The organism is Candidatus Woesearchaeota archaeon (genome assembly GCA_018675335.1).
GTDB lineage: Archaea > Nanobdellota > Nanobdellia > Woesearchaeales > UBA11576 > JABJCP01.
Genome location: JABGYH010000008.1, coordinates 37,515 through 54,408 on the forward strand (window position 1 = coordinate 37,515; position 16,894 = coordinate 54,408).

General features: G+C 30.5%; 20 protein-coding genes and 1 tRNA gene. 10 read left to right on the forward strand and 11 right to left on the reverse strand.

What is annotated here, in order from left to right:
• The gene (locus HN587_07065) at positions 1-666 is read left to right on the forward strand and encodes a peptidoglycan DD-metalloendopeptidase family protein (protein ID MBT7903596.1); all 666 of its coding nucleotides are present in this window, start codon (positions 1-3) and stop codon (positions 664-666) included.
• 8 nt (positions 667-674) lie between these two features.
• On the opposite strand, the gene HN587_07070 is transcribed toward HN587_07065, so the two are convergent.
• Complete coding sequence (locus HN587_07070) at positions 675-929, reverse strand: hypothetical protein (GenBank protein MBT7903597.1); 255 nt, start codon at positions 927-929, stop codon at positions 675-677.
• Between the two features lie 96 nt (positions 930-1,025).
• A complete protein-coding gene (locus tag HN587_07075) occupies positions 1,026-1,742 on the reverse strand; it encodes a hypothetical protein (protein ID MBT7903598.1) in 717 nt (238 codons plus the stop codon).
• Between the two features lie 183 nt (positions 1,743-1,925).
• Between HN587_07075 and HN587_07080 the strand changes: the two genes are divergently transcribed.
• Both HN587_07080 and HN587_07085 read left to right on the forward strand, forming a co-directional pair.
• The gene (locus tag HN587_07080; protein MBT7903599.1) at positions 1,926-2,186 is read left to right on the forward strand and encodes a hypothetical protein; all 261 of its coding nucleotides are present in this window, start codon (positions 1,926-1,928) and stop codon (positions 2,184-2,186) included.
• Entirely contained in the window at positions 2,186-2,512 is a 327-nt protein-coding gene (locus tag HN587_07085) for a hypothetical protein (GenBank protein MBT7903600.1), read from the forward strand. The genes HN587_07080 and HN587_07085 overlap by 1 nt, the downstream gene beginning before the upstream one ends.
• On the opposite strand, the gene HN587_07090 is transcribed toward HN587_07085, so the two are convergent.
• The 3 genes from HN587_07090 to HN587_07100 form a co-directional block, all read right to left on the reverse strand.
• A complete protein-coding gene (locus tag HN587_07090) occupies positions 2,504-2,878 on the reverse strand; it encodes a hypothetical protein (GenBank protein MBT7903601.1) in 375 nt (124 codons plus the stop codon). The genes HN587_07085 and HN587_07090 overlap by 9 nt on opposite strands.
• A gap of 27 nt (positions 2,879-2,905) precedes the next feature.
• Positions 2,906-3,421 (reverse strand): rubrerythrin family protein, encoded by a 516-nt coding sequence (locus HN587_07095; protein ID MBT7903602.1) that lies wholly within the window; start codon positions 3,419-3,421, stop codon positions 2,906-2,908.
• Between the two features lie 109 nt (positions 3,422-3,530).
• On the reverse strand, positions 3,531-4,202 hold the full coding sequence (locus tag HN587_07100; protein MBT7903603.1) for a hypothetical protein: 672 nt from the start codon (positions 4,200-4,202) through the stop codon (positions 3,531-3,533).
• Between the two features lie 114 nt (positions 4,203-4,316).
• On the opposite strand from HN587_07100, the gene HN587_07105 reads away from it, so the two are divergent.
• Complete coding sequence (locus HN587_07105) at positions 4,317-5,486, forward strand: radical SAM protein (protein ID MBT7903604.1); 1,170 nt, start codon at positions 4,317-4,319, stop codon at positions 5,484-5,486.
• Between the two features lie 2 nt (positions 5,487-5,488).
• Here HN587_07105 and HN587_07110 read toward each other — a convergent pair whose 3' ends face one another.
• Both HN587_07110 and HN587_07115 read right to left on the reverse strand, forming a co-directional pair.
• Positions 5,489-5,764: a hypothetical protein gene (locus HN587_07110; GenBank protein MBT7903605.1), complete on the reverse strand. Its 276-nt coding sequence runs from the start codon at positions 5,762-5,764 to the stop codon at positions 5,489-5,491.
• Positions 5,761-6,420 carry a hypothetical protein gene (locus HN587_07115; protein MBT7903606.1) on the reverse strand — a complete coding sequence of 220 codons (660 nt, stop codon included), beginning with the start codon at positions 6,418-6,420 and terminating at the stop codon, positions 5,761-5,763. The genes HN587_07110 and HN587_07115 overlap by 4 nt, the downstream gene beginning before the upstream one ends.
• A 262-nt stretch (positions 6,421-6,682) precedes the next feature.
• Here HN587_07115 and HN587_07120 point away from each other — a divergent pair, with 262 nt between their 5' ends.
• From HN587_07120 to HN587_07135, 4 genes are all read left to right on the forward strand, one after another.
• Positions 6,683-7,270 carry a hypothetical protein gene (locus HN587_07120; protein MBT7903607.1) on the forward strand — a complete coding sequence of 196 codons (588 nt, stop codon included), beginning with the start codon at positions 6,683-6,685 and terminating at the stop codon, positions 7,268-7,270.
• A gap of 117 nt (positions 7,271-7,387) precedes the next feature.
• The gene (locus HN587_07125; protein ID MBT7903608.1) at positions 7,388-8,113 is read left to right on the forward strand and encodes an ABC transporter ATP-binding protein; all 726 of its coding nucleotides are present in this window, start codon (positions 7,388-7,390) and stop codon (positions 8,111-8,113) included.
• Positions 8,110-9,429, forward strand: a complete 1,320-nt coding sequence (locus HN587_07130; protein ID MBT7903609.1) for a hypothetical protein — start codon at positions 8,110-8,112, stop codon at positions 9,427-9,429. Before HN587_07125 ends, HN587_07130 begins: the two co-directional genes overlap by 4 nt.
• A gap of 91 nt (positions 9,430-9,520) precedes the next feature.
• A complete protein-coding gene (locus HN587_07135; protein MBT7903610.1) occupies positions 9,521-10,717 on the forward strand; it encodes an ABC transporter permease in 1,197 nt (398 codons plus the stop codon).
• A 31-nt stretch (positions 10,718-10,748) separates the two neighbouring features.
• On the opposite strand, the gene HN587_07140 is transcribed toward HN587_07135, so the two are convergent.
• From HN587_07140 to HN587_07150, 3 genes are all read right to left on the reverse strand, one after another.
• Positions 10,749-11,585 (reverse strand): hypothetical protein, encoded by an 837-nt coding sequence (locus HN587_07140; GenBank protein MBT7903611.1) that lies wholly within the window; start codon positions 11,583-11,585, stop codon positions 10,749-10,751.
• Positions 11,586-11,829: 244 nt separating this feature from the next.
• Complete coding sequence (locus HN587_07145) at positions 11,830-12,942, reverse strand: hypothetical protein (GenBank protein MBT7903612.1); 1,113 nt, start codon at positions 12,940-12,942, stop codon at positions 11,830-11,832.
• A gap of 165 nt (positions 12,943-13,107) precedes the next feature.
• Positions 13,108-13,182 (reverse strand) — tRNA-Ile (locus tag HN587_07150).
• A gap of 298 nt (positions 13,183-13,480) precedes the next feature.
• Here HN587_07150 and HN587_07155 point away from each other — a divergent pair.
• Complete coding sequence (locus HN587_07155) at positions 13,481-14,236, forward strand: hypothetical protein (GenBank protein ID MBT7903613.1); 756 nt, start codon at positions 13,481-13,483, stop codon at positions 14,234-14,236.
• A 4-nt stretch (positions 14,237-14,240) separates the two neighbouring features.
• On the opposite strand, the gene HN587_07160 is transcribed toward HN587_07155, so the two are convergent.
• Positions 14,241-14,741, reverse strand: coding sequence for a hypothetical protein (locus tag HN587_07160; GenBank protein MBT7903614.1), 501 nt, complete (start codon positions 14,739-14,741; stop codon positions 14,241-14,243).
• Positions 14,742-14,873: 132 nt separating this feature from the next.
• On the opposite strand from HN587_07160, the gene HN587_07165 reads away from it, so the two are divergent.
• The gene (locus HN587_07165; protein ID MBT7903615.1) at positions 14,874-16,466 is read left to right on the forward strand and encodes a hypothetical protein; all 1,593 of its coding nucleotides are present in this window, start codon (positions 14,874-14,876) and stop codon (positions 16,464-16,466) included.
• Positions 16,467-16,894 lie beyond the last annotated feature (428 nt).

Sequence of the window (16,894 nt, forward strand, 5' to 3'; positions counted from 1 at the left end):
ATGATTCAAGAATTGCTAAACAAAAATAGAGATTTATTTGGTCCGGTTTTGAGAAATCAAAATAACAATCCAAAATTTTTTATTTTTGATTTAACCTCAACAAATAAAGAATTGGATACTGTTGACATGTCAAATGCAGAAGAATTTACTAAATATATTTTTAGCAAATTACCAGATTATGACTTCGGCATCGGACAATACAATGAAGAAAGAATAATTTATGACCACAGCAAAGTATTTAGTGGAACCAATAGAAGAACAATACATTTAGGAATTGATCTTTTTTCTAATGCAGGAGTTGAAGTTATTTGCCCATTTGAAGGAACAGTTCACAGTTTTTCTAACAATTCTTCAGACGGAGATTATGGCCCAACAATAATTTTAGAACATGAACTAGAGGGAATTAAGTTTTATACTCTTTATGGTCATTTAAGTTTAAGAAGTCTAGATCCATTAGTTGAAGGGATGAAAATATGCAAAGGAGATGTCGTTGGAAGACTTGGAAACTATCCTGAAAATGGAAACTGGCCACCCCACCTACATTTTCAAGTTATTGCAGATATTGGCAATTACCGCGGAGATTTCCCAGGAGTTGCATCTTCAGAAAATAGAAATGATATGTTAAACACTTGTCCAGACCCAAATTTAATACTAAATCTTTTTTAATTTTTATTTTATTTTTTAGAAACTAAGTTAATAACTGTGATTTCATTACTTGACCCCAATCTCATAGGTGGTCCCCAAGTTCCAGTACCCGGAGATACATATAAATTAAGATTATTAATTTTGTAAAGACCCCTAACATGCGGAAAAACAGCTTTAACTACAAAATTAAATGGAAAAATTTGACCGTTATGAGTATGCCCTGCAAGTTGTAAATTAATTCCTGCCTTTTCTGCTTCAATCATACCCTTTGGTTGATGATACATCAAAACTGAAGGAATAGATTTGTTAATTTTTATTTTTGATAAATTAACATTAATGAATTTATCCCTCTTCGGATGATTTAACCCAATTATTTGAATTCATTTATACTCAACTAATTCATCACTTAAAAACTGAACATCATTTTCAGATAATAATTTTTTAATAACTGAAATATTTTCATACAAATCGTGATTACCACTAACAAAAAAAGTTTTGGCATTCAATAATTTCAACTCAGGAACTCCTTTTTTTTGAGCAACTTTAACTGAATCAAATAAATCTCCAGTAATTAAAACTAAATCAGGATTTTGAGCATTAGTTTTTTTAACAATTTTTTCTAAAAAATTAGAATTATGAATAACTCCAAAATGAATATCAGATAATTGAACAATCTTAAGAGGTTTGTTAATATTTTCCAGTTCAATAGTTAGTTCATTAGTAACTATAAATTGCCCATTAATTATTGCCACAAGTGATACTGCCGCTACAATTGACAAAACAATAATTCCCCAAGTAATCGGAGACAGTTTAACAAACAACCTAATGATCTCATAAATGAGTAAAGTAGATAATAAAAAAAACATAATCCCCATCCAAATAGAAGAAAACCAATTTAGAATTATCGTTAAATAATTATGAGACATTCTTGAACCAATAAATCCCGCAGGAAGTAAAATTCCCAAAGAAATAATAATCCATTTTAATTGTGCAAATTTAAAAAAATGATTCAATCTAAAATAGATATAAAAATGAATTCCTCCAACAATTAGAAAAAAAATTAGAAATGCAAATATGAATCTTAAAATCATGCTCATACAACCAAATTATTCATTTTATTATTTAAAAGTTTGGACTTTGCGAAAAAATTTCAAGATTATTGCATTTTTTTCGGTTATTTCTACTGAAAATTAATTAGACTGCAAAGCTTGTTTAAAACCAAAAGATTTAAATAATTTGGTTAAGTATACTGAACTGGGTGTTCAGAATTTTGAACTAAAATGAATGCTGCATTTAAATCAACATTAATATTTTTGTTAAACAAACATTATATTGGGGGAAAACATTTTCCAGAGAATAAATTAATAATTTCTCGCACCAAATGGTTAACAAAACAAGAACAAAAAGAATTTAATAAAGAATATAAGCAGATTAGATATTGCCTCATTATTTTAAAGAAAAAAACAGGAAAAGGAATTGATTGGCATATTAGTTTAAATCCCTCAAAATTACAAGAAATAAAAAAATTATTGGAGATATAATGAACCAAAATGAATATGGTGCTTTTTGTGAGCTATATGGAAAAACACTCAGAAATAAAGTTTTAGAACAAATATTAGAACGAGGTAGGTTAGATTTTGCAGTAAGTGATTTATTAGAAGAAATAAATATTTCAAAACCTAAATTATATGAAATAATTAGAGAATTAGAAGAGACCAACATACTAGTTAAATCAAGAATTGTTGGCCCAACACAATTATTTTTGTTAAATACAAACTCTCAAAAAGTAAGACTTTTAAATAAAAATTTCAAAGAGTGCTTAAAATTAATTATTGAGACAGTTACCACAATAAAAGTATCAACTTAGTTTAAAACAATCCTTACAAATGAATTCCGATGAGTCCCACTTAATACCAACTTCTTTGTTAAATTTGTTTTTACATTTAACACACATAAAGTATTTAGAAATAGGTTTGAATTCTAAATCATTAATAGATATTGTTTTTTCAAGTTCAATTGTCGCGTTATCTAAATCATCTTTTGATTTTAAATTAAGAAATTCACAAACTTCATCTTTATGTGCAAAATGCCAAACAACCTTTTCTCCTCTTCTTGGAATTACTTCTTTTTTACAAAAAGGACAATAAAATTCTTTAGACTCAGGCGGAATTGAATCAACATGAATAGAATTATTATTTTGATCCAATGCTTTGACTACCTGACGAGATTTCATTTATTTTAAAAAAAAATAAGAAAAAAATTAAAAATCTTCAGGCTCATAATATTCCTTAGGATGTTTACATGCAGGACAAACATTAGGAGGTTCTGTACCATTGTGAACAAACCCACATTTTGAACATTTCCAATTAATAGGTTCCGATCTTTTAAAAACAGAATCATTTTCGAGCAAAGTTAGAAGTCTTTTGTATCTGTTACTATGTTCTTTTTCAACTTTAGCAATAGATCTAAATAATGCTGCAGCGTCCATATTTCCTTCTTCTTCTGCTTCTTTTGCAAAAGTAGGATACATCTCATCAGTCTCGTAATCTTCACCTTCGATTGCTGCTTTTAAATTTTCTTTTGTTGAATTAATTCCGTTTAGAAGTTTGAATTCATCTTTTGCATGTTGAACCTCATTCATTGCAGTTTCTTCAAAAATTTTTGCAATATAATGATAACCTTCTTTTCTTGCAATCTTAGCAAAATAAGTATATTTGTTTCTAGCTTGACTTTCACCAGCAAATGCTGCTTTTAAATTTTCTTCAGTTTTAGACATAATAATCACCTTTTTTACTGACCATAAATTTTAGACTTCCAGGAAATTTAGTCAGTTTAAATATTAGAATTATAAAATAAATGAATCGATATAAATGTTTTGGTCAAAATTATCTTTTATTTAAGAAGTTATCAATCATATGAGGAAAAAGTTTTGCTTCTGCTTTTCTTAAGTTTTCTTGAAACGTTCGTCGCTTAATGTTTTTATTTTTGGCAATGTCTTGAAGCTTAACTGTTCTAGGCCATTTGTAGTAACCACCATCAAACGCAGATGTTAACGCAGTTAATTGTTTTTGAGTTAATGAATACTCAACAGACGGTTCATCAAAATCTTTCACACTCATAACTTTAACTTCCCCAATAGAACTAAGTTCAGATAAAAGTTTAATAGAATCTTTTGGTTTTTCGCTTGCAAGCGTATGAATTTCTAAAGCTTTTTCTTGAACGATTGGACCAATAGGAAAACAATCATTTTTCAGAACAGAATCATATGAACTCGTAGGACTTTGAAATTGAATAAAAACATAAGATTTATTTCCAAATTGTTTGAATATTTTACATTTATTTATCGAAGGAATTGTTTTTAAATACTCAAGATAATCAATCATTTCAGTTTGAGTGTCTGCTGCTATTTTAAAAAAAGAATTAACTAAAGTTCCTTTATCAGATTTATTTTGAATACCAATAGCACCTAATTCAACCATAGAAATATGTGGAAAATTCTCAGTACTAAAGCTTCCCCAACAATCATGATGGTAAACACCCACTTTAATTTGTTTCATAAAATACCTCAATTATTTTATCATTTATAAGCTTTTCGGTTTTTACCACTTAGCAGGAGTTAACTTGCCAAATGTCATTAAAGTCACTTAAAACTAGGTTTGTCCCTGAAAGGGATGAAGATTTATCCAAACGTAACAGAATCAGACAAAGAAATACAATCCAGTTTTATTCCTCGGCCCGCAGATTGGACTTTAACTTTAGATGACTTAGAAGAACGAGTTGATGGAATTCGAGCACTAAAACATATGGACATAGAATTTGCACCTAATGACTTAATAGATACTGGATTCTCACAATATCCTTGCGAACATAATTGTCCAAGATGTTTTAATAAAGATGAAGTTTATTCAGACTCTAAAAAATTACTGAAACACGACGAAGTGCTTTTTGTGTTGAAAGATGCGCAAGAAATTGGTCTTGAGTCTGTGAAATTTTTGGGTCCGGGAGAATTTTTAGAAAATCCTGAAATGTTTTTGATATTGGACAAATTAAGTGAAATGGGATTGAATATTTCTATTTTTACCAAAGGTGCGGAACTAGCAGATGATTCATTATCTCAAAAATATCAAGGAATTAATTCTCGCGAGTTAGTTGAGAGATTAACAAGTTATGATATTGTACGAATAATATTAGGATGTGATACGTTTGATTCAGAATTACAACAAAGATTAATTGGAACAAAAATTAAAGACTATGCATTGAAACGCAACATTGCTATTGAACGTTTAGTTGACGCAGGACTTACAAAAGACTTACAAAGATTAACATTTGTGTCTACCGGACTTGATCCTGAATATGTAGATTGCGCAGTTGAAGTTTATTTATGGGCAGCTAAACGAAATATTCCTACAATTACTGCGCCAAGCATGGACTCGGGAAAAGGAAAACGATTAACCAAACAACTAACTTCATACAAAGGATTGAATAACGTTGTTAATTTTTATGTTCAAATCTATAAAGCTGCAATTGATAATGGTTTTATGACCTTGAATCAAATTCGCCAAGAAGGAGTATCCCCTTACGCCGCATCGGCACCTTGTAATCAAGTATCAGGAGGACTTTATTTACGCTTAAATGGAGATGTACAACTTTGTCCTGGTCGACGAGATGCATCAACAATTTATGGTAACACTCATGATACCTCCATTCGAGAAATATGGGTTAATAGTCCTAATTATAAAATGGGACCTAAATTTAATAATTGGTGCCCAGCAAAAACAAGAATATTAACTAATTCAGTTAGAGAAAAAATACTCGATGAACTCACAGATCAAACTCTCTGAACTCACAGATCAAACTCTTCAATGAAACCAATTATTGTTTTGTATTTTTCTAAGTATTTGAAACCCGAGTCGGTTAATGTTATGAATTTTTTACCCTTTTTATCCTCAGATTCACGAATGAGTTGTTTATTAATAAGTTCGGAATAGTATTCTGCAAATCTTTGAGAAGATAAATTAGAATATCTCAAGAGAGGAGTTGGTTTAATATTATTTTTATTATTCCTAACAGTATTTAATATGTCATAAATAACCTCCAACCTATCTCTTTTCTTACTCATCTTATCCACTTAAATAATTTATGAATTAATACTATGAAAACTACTAATGAAAATATTTGAAACAATAATGTAATATCAAACGGTAAAATTCTTTTTGGACTTAGCACAAATAAATTAATTAACCAAAATAATGAAATCAAAACGTAAATGGCTTTTGCAGAATAATTTTTCTTTTTAGTATCAGAAATATTTGCAACTATCACAAACAGTAACAAAGGTAATTGAACCAATGCAATAATCATAGGCGCATGCGTAAATAATGAAATTACTGCGACCAATACAGAAACAGAATAAGCCACAATCAAAAAAGAATTATACTTAAATTTTTTCCAATTAGTACTATACACCAAATAAAATATAGCTAAAGTACTAAAAAACGCAGTTAGTGTTAAAACAATAGGTCCAAAAAATCTCGGACGAATAAATAAATCTAAAGTTATTATGCTTAATTGAATGCCATGAAAAATAAATCTGGTTAAGTATGCTGCACCGAATAACAAAAAAGAATTACGGAAATACTCAATTCCCCTGTGTTTAGTTAACACATACATTTCTTTAGTTTTAAAATAAACAAGAAGACATAAAAATACAATTATTAGCGTATAAACTAAATCAATACCAAAATGCAATGGATTAAATAAATGATGCGGGGGCATTATTATCACCTTATATTCATAACAAATATTTAAAATTATAGATAACTTTTTTAAAAAATTAAATTATTAATTATATTATACAAATTATCTCAAAGAGAACTTTGAATTCAATATTATTGAAGACTTGTTTTCTTACAAGAGATAATTATTCGAAGTTAGCTATATAAATAAAATGGACTTAAGATGCACATTTTACCTTCTTCTCACTTATAAAACATGCAAGTCTTAGTTAGCTTAACACAAATTGGAGGTGTTAGACAAAATGAAAAAAATAGCAATATTGGGAATTTTAGCATTACTTGTTGTAAGCGTAGTTGCAGCAAGCGCATACGCATTCCCGTTCGGACAAAAAACTATGCAAAATACAGAATTACAAAATGCACTCGATACTGGAGACTACACCACATACTTGGACAGTTTTGAAGAAAGTGATCTACCTTTCATGAAATATAAACTTACAGAAGACCAGTTCAATGAACGAGTTGTAAAACACGAACAAAGAGATGACCACAGAGAACAAGTAAAAGCTGCAGTTGAATCTGGAGATTATGAAACTTGGAACTCCCTTGTAATTGAAAAAAACCCAGAAATGGCTGAAAAAATTACATCAGATAACTTTGACAAATTACAAGAATTACATGAACTAAAAGAACAAGCAAGAGAACTTGCAGAAGAACTTGGACTTGATGAACTTGAAGGCCCACACAGAATGAATAAAGGACTTGAACAAGGACAAAACGGACAAAACCAAATGGGACAGAACCAAATGGGACAAGGTCAAAAAGGACAAGGCATGCGTCAAGGACTTGGACAAGCAAATCATAAAGGTCAATGCGGAATGCAAAATTAAATTTTTTTATTTTTAATTTTTAAATTACTTTTTCTAAAATATACACTTAAAATCCATTTAGTTTATAAATAATAATATATTAAATTATACAATCATCAAATCATACAATCAAGAAAAATGGTTAAATCTAAAAAAAGAAATACAAATGAAGTACTCTTAAAATTAGATAGTGTTTCAAAAATTTATCAAATGGGAGAATTCCAAGTACCCGCATTAAAAAGTGTTTCTTTAGAAATAAAAAAAGGAGAATTCGTAGCAATTATTGGCGCATCAGGCAGTGGAAAATCAACCATGATGAATCTTATAGGTTGTTTGGACATACCCACAAAAGGATTAATTAATTTAAAGAATCAAAACATAACTAAATTAAGTGAATCAAACTTAGCAACACTAAGAGGTAAAACAATAGGATTTATTTTTCAACAATACAACTTAATTCAATCAATGACTGCGTTTGAAAATGTTATGCTTCCTTTAGAATTTCTTGAATATGAGGATTCAATTGCAGCAAAAAAAACAAGAGACATTCTCAAATTAGTAGGATTATCAGATAAAGCTCACCATTTACCCTCCCAATTATCAGGCGGCCAACAACAAAGAGTGTCTATTGCAAGAAGTTTAGTTGGAGATCCCGAAATAATTTTAGCAGATGAGCCAACAGGAGCACTCGATAGCAAAACAGGAAAAGAAATACTAGAATTATTAAAAAAATTATGGAAAGAAGAACAAAAAACAATAATTTTAGTAACACATGATATGAATTTAGCAAAATATGCTCATAAAATTGTCGAACTTAAAGACGGCGAAATAATTAAAATTCACAATCGAGAGGTAAAAAAATGAAAACAACAAAACCTTATCTATTAACTATTTTTATCACACTAATTTTATTGATGTTAGTTTCACTAGTTACATCAAGTTTATCTGATTCACAATCAATCTCGATAAGTTTAGTTAATCAAGATCCAGATCCGGCAATCGCAGGAGACACAGTTGAATTAAGATTTGGAATTGCAAATACTGGAGGCATTGTTGCAAGTAATTTAATTACAGAACTTGAGATTGAATATCCTTTTAGTTTAGTTTCAGGACAAACATACTTACAAAATGTTGGAACAGTAAATCCTTATCAGTTGGAAGAAAATATAAAAATTGTAAAATATAAACTTAAAATTGATCAAACAGTTGCAGCAGGAACATATGAAATTAAAATTAAATATTATGAACAAGGCTCAACAATTAAAAAACAAAAAACATTCAATGTTGAAATTAAAAATCAAGAAAATGCAGAAATAATACATATAGATCAAACAACATTAATTCCAGGAAAACAAACCACCCTAAAATTTACAATAAATAATGTTGGAAATGCCCCTCTTAAAAATATTAGATTCTACTGGCAAAATTCAGACGAAATAGTACTTCCTGTTGGAAGCGATAACACCAAATACATCAAATATTTAGAAATGGGAGAAAGCAAAGACTTAGAATATCAAGTAATAGCAGACACAAATGCAGCCCCCGGACTTTATAGTTTAGATTTATACTTAACTTATGATGACCCAATAACAAATGAACAAACAAACACATCAACAATTGCAGGAATATATGTTGGAGGAGAAACTGACTTTGAGGTTTCATTTTCAGAAAAAACCGGAATGGAAACTGCATTTAGTATATCCAATATAGGAAGCAATCCTGCAGCCTCCGTTTCTATTTTAATTCCAGAACAAAAAAATTGGAAAATAACTGGAGCTAATTCTGCGATAATCGGCAACTTAAACAAAGGAGATTATACTGTTGCAAGTTTTTCATTAGAACAAGATTTAAATCAAAAAATCAAACCGTTTCAAAAAAATAATCAAACAGAATCTGGCGAAAATACAATAATAATTCAAGTAGCATACACGGATACAATGGGAGAACGAAAAATTGTTGAAAAAGAAGTTGCATTAAATGCAGCAATAAATCAAGCTAACGAAGAATTGATGCAACAAAGATCAAACATGAGAAAACAAAACCAAGGATTTTTTGCAAAATATAAATGGCACATAATAGGCTCCGCATTAATAATTTTATTAGGAATTATTTATTCAAAATACAAAACAAAAAAATTAGAAAATCCAAATTTTAACATCATAAACTTATTTAAAAAATAAAAAAATAAGTTGGATGAAAATGAGTTGGATAATAAAAAAAAGTTAATGAAAACAAATGAAGCCACTTAAAAGTTTTAAACATGCACTAAAAATGGTGCTTAACAGCCAATTGCGAAGTTGGTTAACAATAGTTGGAATTGTCATAGGTGTTGCTGCAGTAATTGCAATAGTTTCAATTGGGGAAGGAATGCAAGCATCATTAGAGGCACAAATGGGCTCGTTAGGCGGAGATTTATTAACACTAACCGCAGGCAACTCTAAAGGTTCGCGTATGTTTGGACACGGAGGAGGATCAAGTTCTGTCGCCACTGCAACTACTGAAAAAATAGTGATAAGTAGAACTGATTTGCAAGCACTTAAAGGAATTCCAAATATAGAATTTATAGACACCCAAATAAGGGGAAATGTTGATGTTTCATATTTAGGGAAAACAGGAACTGTTTCTTTGAGCGGAGTTGAACAAAAAACTTGGTCAGACATAACAACAGTAGAAATAAACGAAGGAAGATTTCTTGACAGTGCAGATCAAAATGTAATAATAATTGGAGGTCGACTTGCAAGTTCATTTTTTGATCATCCCATTGGAATTAACAAAATGTTAACAATTGAAAACAGCGCATTTCGAGTTGTCGGGATAATAGATGATTCTAGTACAAACATATATCTACCCATACAAATGGCATATCAAGTTTTAGAAAATAAAGAACAAGATATTTATGATTCAATAATTATGAAAGTCAAAGATGAAGATCAACTTGATTTTACAATCGCAAAAATAGAAAAAAAATTAATGACTGTGCGACACGTAAACAACAAAACAAAAGACTTCACAATATCCTCAAGTAAACAACTGATGGAAACAAGATCTGAAATGATGAATTCCATGAACTTGTTTTTATTGGCAATTGCCGCAGTATCCTTAATAGTTGGAGCAGTTGGAATTGCAAATACAATGTTTACCTCAGTTTTAGAAAAAACAAAAGAAATAGGCATCATGAAAGCCATAGGTGCAAAAAATAGAGACATACTTTTTATTTTTATTTTAAATGCCGCACTCATTGGACTCGTCGGAGGAATTTTAGGAATCTTTTTTGGAATAATACTCTCAGAAGCCATGAATATGATGATTGGGGCTTCTATGCGAATGCTAAAAGGAGGAACAATAGTATCACTTAACTCAATAATTATGGCAATAAGTGTATCTGTAAGTGTTGGATTAATTGCAGGAATTATACCTGCTTACAAAGCATCAAAACTAAAACCAGTAGATGCGCTGAGATATGAATAGAGATATACTTAAAATAAAATAATTATCATCATCACTCCACACATATTTTATTTAATTTATTAGCTTTATCAGTAAATACCCTCTCAATTCTTTTTATTCCTGTCCTGTCAAGAACTATTCGAAACCGCCTATACGCAGGAATTTTTTGTGCAGTGTACTTAATAATTAAATTAAGATGATATGTTTTACCACTTTTAACAGAATTAAATGAATTCCCGTTTAAAACAAATACATCTTTTTGCGGATCATCCATCTTACCCAAAAATTTCGAAATATTAAATCTTAAAACATCATTAATACCTTGAATTGCATTACTCCTATAAATCTTTTTAAACTTTTTAGAAAATAAATTTGTGAATTTTTTGTAAGTGAATACTGTTTCACCCCTATAAAAATGTTCAACATCATTAACATGAAAATTATCCCTAAGTTTTTTAATAGTTTTTGGAATGTCCTTTCCCCTAATGAACGAAAAAAATTCTTTACAACTACCAATTTTAATCTCAGGACTAGAAAAAATACTCATCTCATAATCAAAATATTTTTTTAACAAAATATTCTTCAAATATTGTTTTAGTGCATCATTAATTCTATCTTTAAAAACATAACTAATAACTAAAGATAAAAAGAAAAAAGTAGTAAAATTTCCAAAATGAAATTGAGTGATGAATGCAATTCCCGTTGCAAAAAACATTGATGCAGCAGCAGCCAAACCAAATGCTGCATGCTCAGCAAAACGTCCTGCTTTTTTAGTATCAGTATCAAGACAAAGCACATTTTGAAAAAACTTTTTTAAAATACCCATGCGAAAAATAAAATGTTCATTGTCAATATTATTTTTAGGCACTGAATAATAATTATTCTTCATTCGATATGCTACTTCACAACGTATAACTCCCCTTAATTGTTTTTTGAAGAATAAAAAACACTTCGTGAAAACGAATTAATTGATGCTTGGATTACCTCAGCAGGATTTGATTCCTACGGAAATTCTAACGGAACAATATACAAAGGCAAAACGCCATTATTTGATCAAAAAACTGGACTGATGCAAGATAGATATGAATATATCAGACAAACAAATCCAGATAACCCTTGGAAAGAATAAATACTTATTCAAAATAAGATTCTATAAACGTTCTTCTTAATATTTGTTGATATGGCCTTAATGAATCCCAACCAGAAACCCAACCACCAGTTAATCTTGGACGACGCTCAAAAAATAAATGCAAAGCATTTTCTGCAGACTCTACAACTTTAACTAAATTAGCCAATATTGCAGGATCCAGTTCACGTAATTTTTTTGCAGTTTCCCCACTAGGATCCACTGAAAAATAATCCAAACCAGAATTACCACACTCATTTTCAAAAGTAAAAATAAACTTTCTTCTTCTGTCCCACTCATAGAAAATAGGATTAATAACTTTTTCTTGCGCAGCATATGCTACCCCATCACCCGAAGGAATATCATCCCTAATATCTAGTTCAGCAGCCAATTTATCGTTTAAATCATCAACTATTTTCTCACCCAAATAGTCAGGAGGATAAAATAAATGAGACGTTCCAAAATCAGTTACAAAAAAACCACCATTCAAACCAATATGAAATTCATCTAAAAAATGATTGTGAGCATAATTAACTTCGCATTTTGCAATTGCAGCATAAATTTTTGCACCACTCTCAATTACAACTCGCATACCTGCAGAATAATTATTACATAGCAGTGCCAAATCCAATAAAGAAAAATGCTCAGGAGGTAACACATCTTCTGCAAAAATTGAATCACCAAATTTCAATATTTTAGGTGCAACTTTTCCTGCAACTTTTTCTAAAACCAAACGTTCTTGTTCTTTTGAATAATCATCATAAGTTTTTACAACAAAATCCGAAATGTCAGGTAAATTATGATCTGAAACCAATAGAGGAATTCTTGTGCTCCCCCTTGCAATTTCACCTTTACTATCGCGAATAAAATCAATTCTTGCTTGAGCCACACCCATTTCTCTTAAAAAATTATGAACTGCAACAAAATAATCATCATTCAAATATTTAAAATGAGAATTTCTTGAAAGTTCTGATGCATCAGCGGCAACTTCATTAATGGATCTAGCACAAACAAAGTTGATATCATCTGAAAAAGAAACGCCAGGAGGAATGCCATTTAGCTCAGTGTACGTTAATGCAACTTTATCAAATTGAGCACCCATATCAACACAATAATCCATAATAAACCCCAAAATAACACACTTTTCAACCAGGTTCGGATTTAGATCGTTAATGTTAGATCATACCTCACAAATTAGATCATACAGCTAAATTAGCACATAATACCCAGTTTTGATTGAATCACCAATTTTAGAACTAAAAAAAATATTTGAAAATAAAAACAATGAGCCCGCCGAGATTTGAACTCGGGACCACTCGATTATCAGTCGAGCACTATAACCAGACTAAGCCACGGGCTCATATACCATTCAAAAATAAATGAGTCATTTATAAACTTTACGCATGAATTGGAGCACCATTTAAAAAGAAACCTTAGTTTGACCCCTCAAGGGGGAAGTTACAATAATATGCTAGATCCAACATACAATATAATATGATCAAAAAATACGAAACAGAAGAAGAAAAATACGCAACCCACATCCAGGTGTCATTTGAGAGCAACAAGGATAGCGCACTCGAAAAGCTAATGATTGGCTAAACCACCCTTAAGGGGAAAAAATAGAAATATTTAATAAGGTGACTTTTATAACTCAAAAAATGATAGAAAAACTACTAGAAGAAATAGGCTTAACAAAATCTGAATCAAAAACATATCTTGTTCTACTAAATCTTAAAGAATCAACAACTGGACCAATATCAAAACAAGCAAACGTATCCAGTTCAAAAATATATGAAGTTTTACAAAAACTCATCAACAAAGGACTAGTAACCGAATATTCAGAAAAAAACATCAAACATTTTCGAGTTGCAAATCCTAACCGAATAAAAGACTATTTAGAAAGTAAAAAAAAGAAAATAGAAGAAGAGATGAATCAAATAGAAGAAGTTTTACCAGGACTCGAACAAATCTACAAAGAAGGAAATGATAAAGAAACACAAGTTGAATTATTTCGAGGCTACGAAGGAGTTCGATCAGTGTTTAATGATTTACTAAAAGATTTGAAAAAAGGAGATGAACTACTAGTCATGGGAGGAGGAGATAGACCTTCTGGCAATCCAAAAACAAAAGCATTCTTCGAAAATATACACTTAAGGCGAAGTGAAAAAGAAGTTAAACTAAAAATAATATTTAATGATAAAAGAAAAGGCTTTTTCAAACAGATGACAATATTTCCTCACACCGAAATAAAATATATTCCTTTTGGAACTCCATCAACAACAAATATTTACAAAGACACAACAGTTCTTCTAACAATGTCACCAACACCTGCCGCAATAAGAATACAAAGTAAACAAATAACTGAAAGCTATAGAAAACAATTTCAAGAAATGTGGCGACAAGCAAAGAAATAAATACTCAATTACCCGGTTTTGATGACACTACGCAATCCCCAAGCCAAGCAAACTCACCATTCAAATAAACACTAACAGCCTCATCTGCAACAACTTTAAGAAAAGTTCTACTCGTTGTATCTTCTGGTCTTTTAAAACGCAAGGTGTTCTTTCTAACTCCCCCATATTCAACACTAGGTGCTAAAACTAAAACAAATCGATCACTTTGAACTGGAAGATCAACAGGATCATAATCTTTATTTTGCCACACACTCTTCCCATCAACAAACGCTGCAGCAACCGCAGTATAGCCTATATGTAATTGACCTCTACCCTCACCCGCATAAGCTAAAGAAACACAATGAAGTCCCCCTCCAATGTATTTAACTCCTTGTCTAAAAACAATTGCAGGCCCAACTAAATTAGTTGAATCCGCTGAATCAACTAACTCATCTAATGATCCAACAGGAGTTTGATCTGAGCCTTGACTTGGAGTTTGAGTGGGTTGTGATTTTACAGCAGTCATTTAAAAACTAATGACAACATAATATAAAAGAATTTCTAAACTGCGAAATACGTGCTGTAAAATTTATTTTTGACAAAAAGCTTTTAACATACTCAGACAAAATTTAAATAACAGATAGAGTTTTAACAAATTATGAGTTATGAAGTTAAGGTTGAAACAAAAACAAAAAGTGATGTAGTCAACATAGCACTCGAAGCCATCAAAAAAGGAAAACAAGTCATCGTATTTGCAGGAACAAAAAAAAGTGCAGAAAAAACATCAGAAGATATTTCTAAAAAAATTAAATTAAACTTTTCAGAAAATGAATTCTTTCAAATTTTAAGTGAAAAAGCATTAAACGTTTTAGGAAAACCAACAAAACAATGTGAACGACTTGCCAAATGCATAAAAAAAGGAAGTGCATTTCATCATGCAGGACTTACTGGCGCACAAAGAGAACTCATTGAAGATAATTTTCGAGCCGGAAAAATAAAAGTCATTTGTAGCACTCCAACTCTTGCTTATGGACTTGATCTTCCCGCATATAGAGTAATCATAAAAGACTTAAAACGCTATAGCGATATCGGTTTTGGAGGAATGAATTGGATACCCGTTCTTGAGTATTTACAAATGGCAGGCAGAGCGGGAAGACCCAAATTTGAAAAAACAGGAGAAGCAGTAATAATTGCAAATGATGAAAAAAGCAAAGAAGAAATTTATGAAAAATATGTTTTAGGCGAACCAGAAGAAATAATTTCAAAACTTGCAGTCGAACCAGTTTTAAGAACCTACGTGCTATCACTAATTTCAACCGGATTTGTAAATAACAAAAAAGAATTATTAGAATTTTTTTCAAAAACATTTTGGGCACACCAATATGAAGATATGCAAAAACTAGAAGAAATAATGGATCGGATCATCCAACTATTAGACGATTATGAATTCATACAAACTGACGAAAAAGATGATTTTGTAAGTGCAGATTCAATAAAAACTGATGAAAAACTACGCGCAACCCTTCTTGGAAAACGAGTTGCACAATTATACGTTGACCCACTAACTGCCAATCACATAATAACTTGTTTGAAAAGCGGCGTTGAGAAAAAAAGAGTAACAAGTTTTGGATTATTACAAACAATTAGTCACACAATAGAGATGAGACCTTTACTCCGAATTAAAACACGCGAGTATGAAGAAATACAAGAAAAATATGTGAAATATGAATCAGAAATTTTAGAAAGAGAACCTGACTATTTTGACTCTGATTATGATGATTATTTGAACTCAGTAAAAACGGCATTATTTTTTAATGATTGGATTGCGGAAAAAGATGAAGAATTTTTATTAGAAGAATACAATATGCGCCCAGGGGAAACTCGAATGAAACTTGGTCGTGCAGATTGGTTACTATATTGTTCTGAAGAGATAGCAAAACTACTAAGTTTTCAATCAATACTAAGTGAGATACAAAAACTAAGATTTAGAATAAAATATGGAGTGCAAGAAGAACTACTAGCACTATTACAACTAAAAAATGTTGGACGTGTGAGAGCAAGAATTTTACACAAAAATGGAATAAAAGATCTAGGTGGAGTAAAACGAATTGATATTGGCGCGCTTGCCCAATTACTTGGACGAAAAATTGCAATAGACATAAAACAACAAGTAGGAGAAGATGTTGATAAATTAGCAGTTCCTGAAAGAAAAAGAAAAGGACAAATTAGCTTAAATGATTTTTGTAAGTAATATTTTAAATTTGCAAATCATATTTAAATAAAGTTATTACCAATTTTAAACGAATTTCTCATTAACTTAAAAATAGATTTATTCGTCCCAAAGAGTGAATTACAAAAGTATTTATAGAAAAGTAAAATAAGTTTTAATGTTCTTTAATTTTAACCTTAAGTGTAAAAAGGTAAAGAAAAAATATTTTAAAAGAGATAAAATGAGGGTGTTCAATTTGAAAAATAGAGGTAAATATGCGAGGATTCTTAACTCCAATACATCAATTACCCCCCTCCCCCTAAAGGTGGAGCAAGCATTGATAACAAAGTTAACTCAATTCTTTATTCTTGTTTGCGTTTTAATTGCGCACAAAACACTCTTACTTGGCTTAACAAATAATTTAGCCAATTTAAATCTTAAAAAATGTATTAAACTAAATATAGGTGAGT

Bases quoted from the DNA above. Each gene is read 5' to 3' on its own strand.
- HN587_07085 (MBT7903600.1), top strand. From the start codon at position 2,186: ATGAACCAAAATGAATATGGTGCTTTTTGTGAGCTATATGGAAAAACA.
- HN587_07135 (MBT7903610.1), top strand. From the start codon at position 9,521: ATGGTGCTTAACAGCCAATTGCGAAGTTGGTTAACAATAGTTGGAATT.
- HN587_07125 (MBT7903608.1), top strand. From the start codon at position 7,388: ATGGTTAAATCTAAAAAAAGAAATACAAATGAAGTACTCTTAAAATTA.
- HN587_07080 (MBT7903599.1), top strand. From the start codon at position 1,926: ATGAATGCTGCATTTAAATCAACATTAATATTTTTGTTAAACAAACAT.
- HN587_07105 (MBT7903604.1), top strand. From the start codon at position 4,317: ATGAAGATTTATCCAAACGTAACAGAATCAGACAAAGAAATACAATCC.
- HN587_07100 (MBT7903603.1), bottom strand. From the start codon at position 4,202: ATGAAACAAATTAAAGTGGGTGTTTACCATCATGATTGTTGGGGAAGC.
- HN587_07110 (MBT7903605.1), bottom strand. From the start codon at position 5,764: ATGAGTAAGAAAAGAGATAGGTTGGAGGTTATTTATGACATATTAAAT.
- HN587_07075 (MBT7903598.1), bottom strand. From the start codon at position 1,742: ATGAGCATGATTTTAAGATTCATATTTGCATTTCTAATTTTTTTTCTA.
- HN587_07065 (MBT7903596.1), top strand. From the start codon at position 1: ATGATTCAAGAATTGCTAAACAAAAATAGAGATTTATTTGGTCCGGTT.
- HN587_07070 (MBT7903597.1), bottom strand. From the start codon at position 929: ATGTATCATCAACCAAAGGGTATGATTGAAGCAGAAAAGGCAGGAATT.
- HN587_07165 (MBT7903615.1), top strand. From the start codon at position 14,874: ATGAGTTATGAAGTTAAGGTTGAAACAAAAACAAAAAGTGATGTAGTC.
- HN587_07095 (MBT7903602.1), bottom strand. From the start codon at position 3,421: ATGTCTAAAACTGAAGAAAATTTAAAAGCAGCATTTGCTGGTGAAAGT.
- HN587_07140 (MBT7903611.1), bottom strand. From the start codon at position 11,585: ATGAAGAATAATTATTATTCAGTGCCTAAAAATAATATTGACAATGAA.
- HN587_07145 (MBT7903612.1), bottom strand. From the start codon at position 12,942: ATGGATTATTGTGTTGATATGGGTGCTCAATTTGATAAAGTTGCATTA.
- HN587_07160 (MBT7903614.1), bottom strand. From the start codon at position 14,741: ATGACTGCTGTAAAATCACAACCCACTCAAACTCCAAGTCAAGGCTCA.
- HN587_07090 (MBT7903601.1), bottom strand. From the start codon at position 2,878: ATGAAATCTCGTCAGGTAGTCAAAGCATTGGATCAAAATAATAATTCT.
- HN587_07155 (MBT7903613.1), top strand. From the start codon at position 13,481: ATGATAGAAAAACTACTAGAAGAAATAGGCTTAACAAAATCTGAATCA.
- HN587_07130 (MBT7903609.1), top strand. From the start codon at position 8,110: ATGAAAACAACAAAACCTTATCTATTAACTATTTTTATCACACTAATT.
- HN587_07120 (MBT7903607.1), top strand. From the start codon at position 6,683: ATGAAAAAAATAGCAATATTGGGAATTTTAGCATTACTTGTTGTAAGC.
- HN587_07115 (MBT7903606.1), bottom strand. From the start codon at position 6,420: ATGCCCCCGCATCATTTATTTAATCCATTGCATTTTGGTATTGATTTA.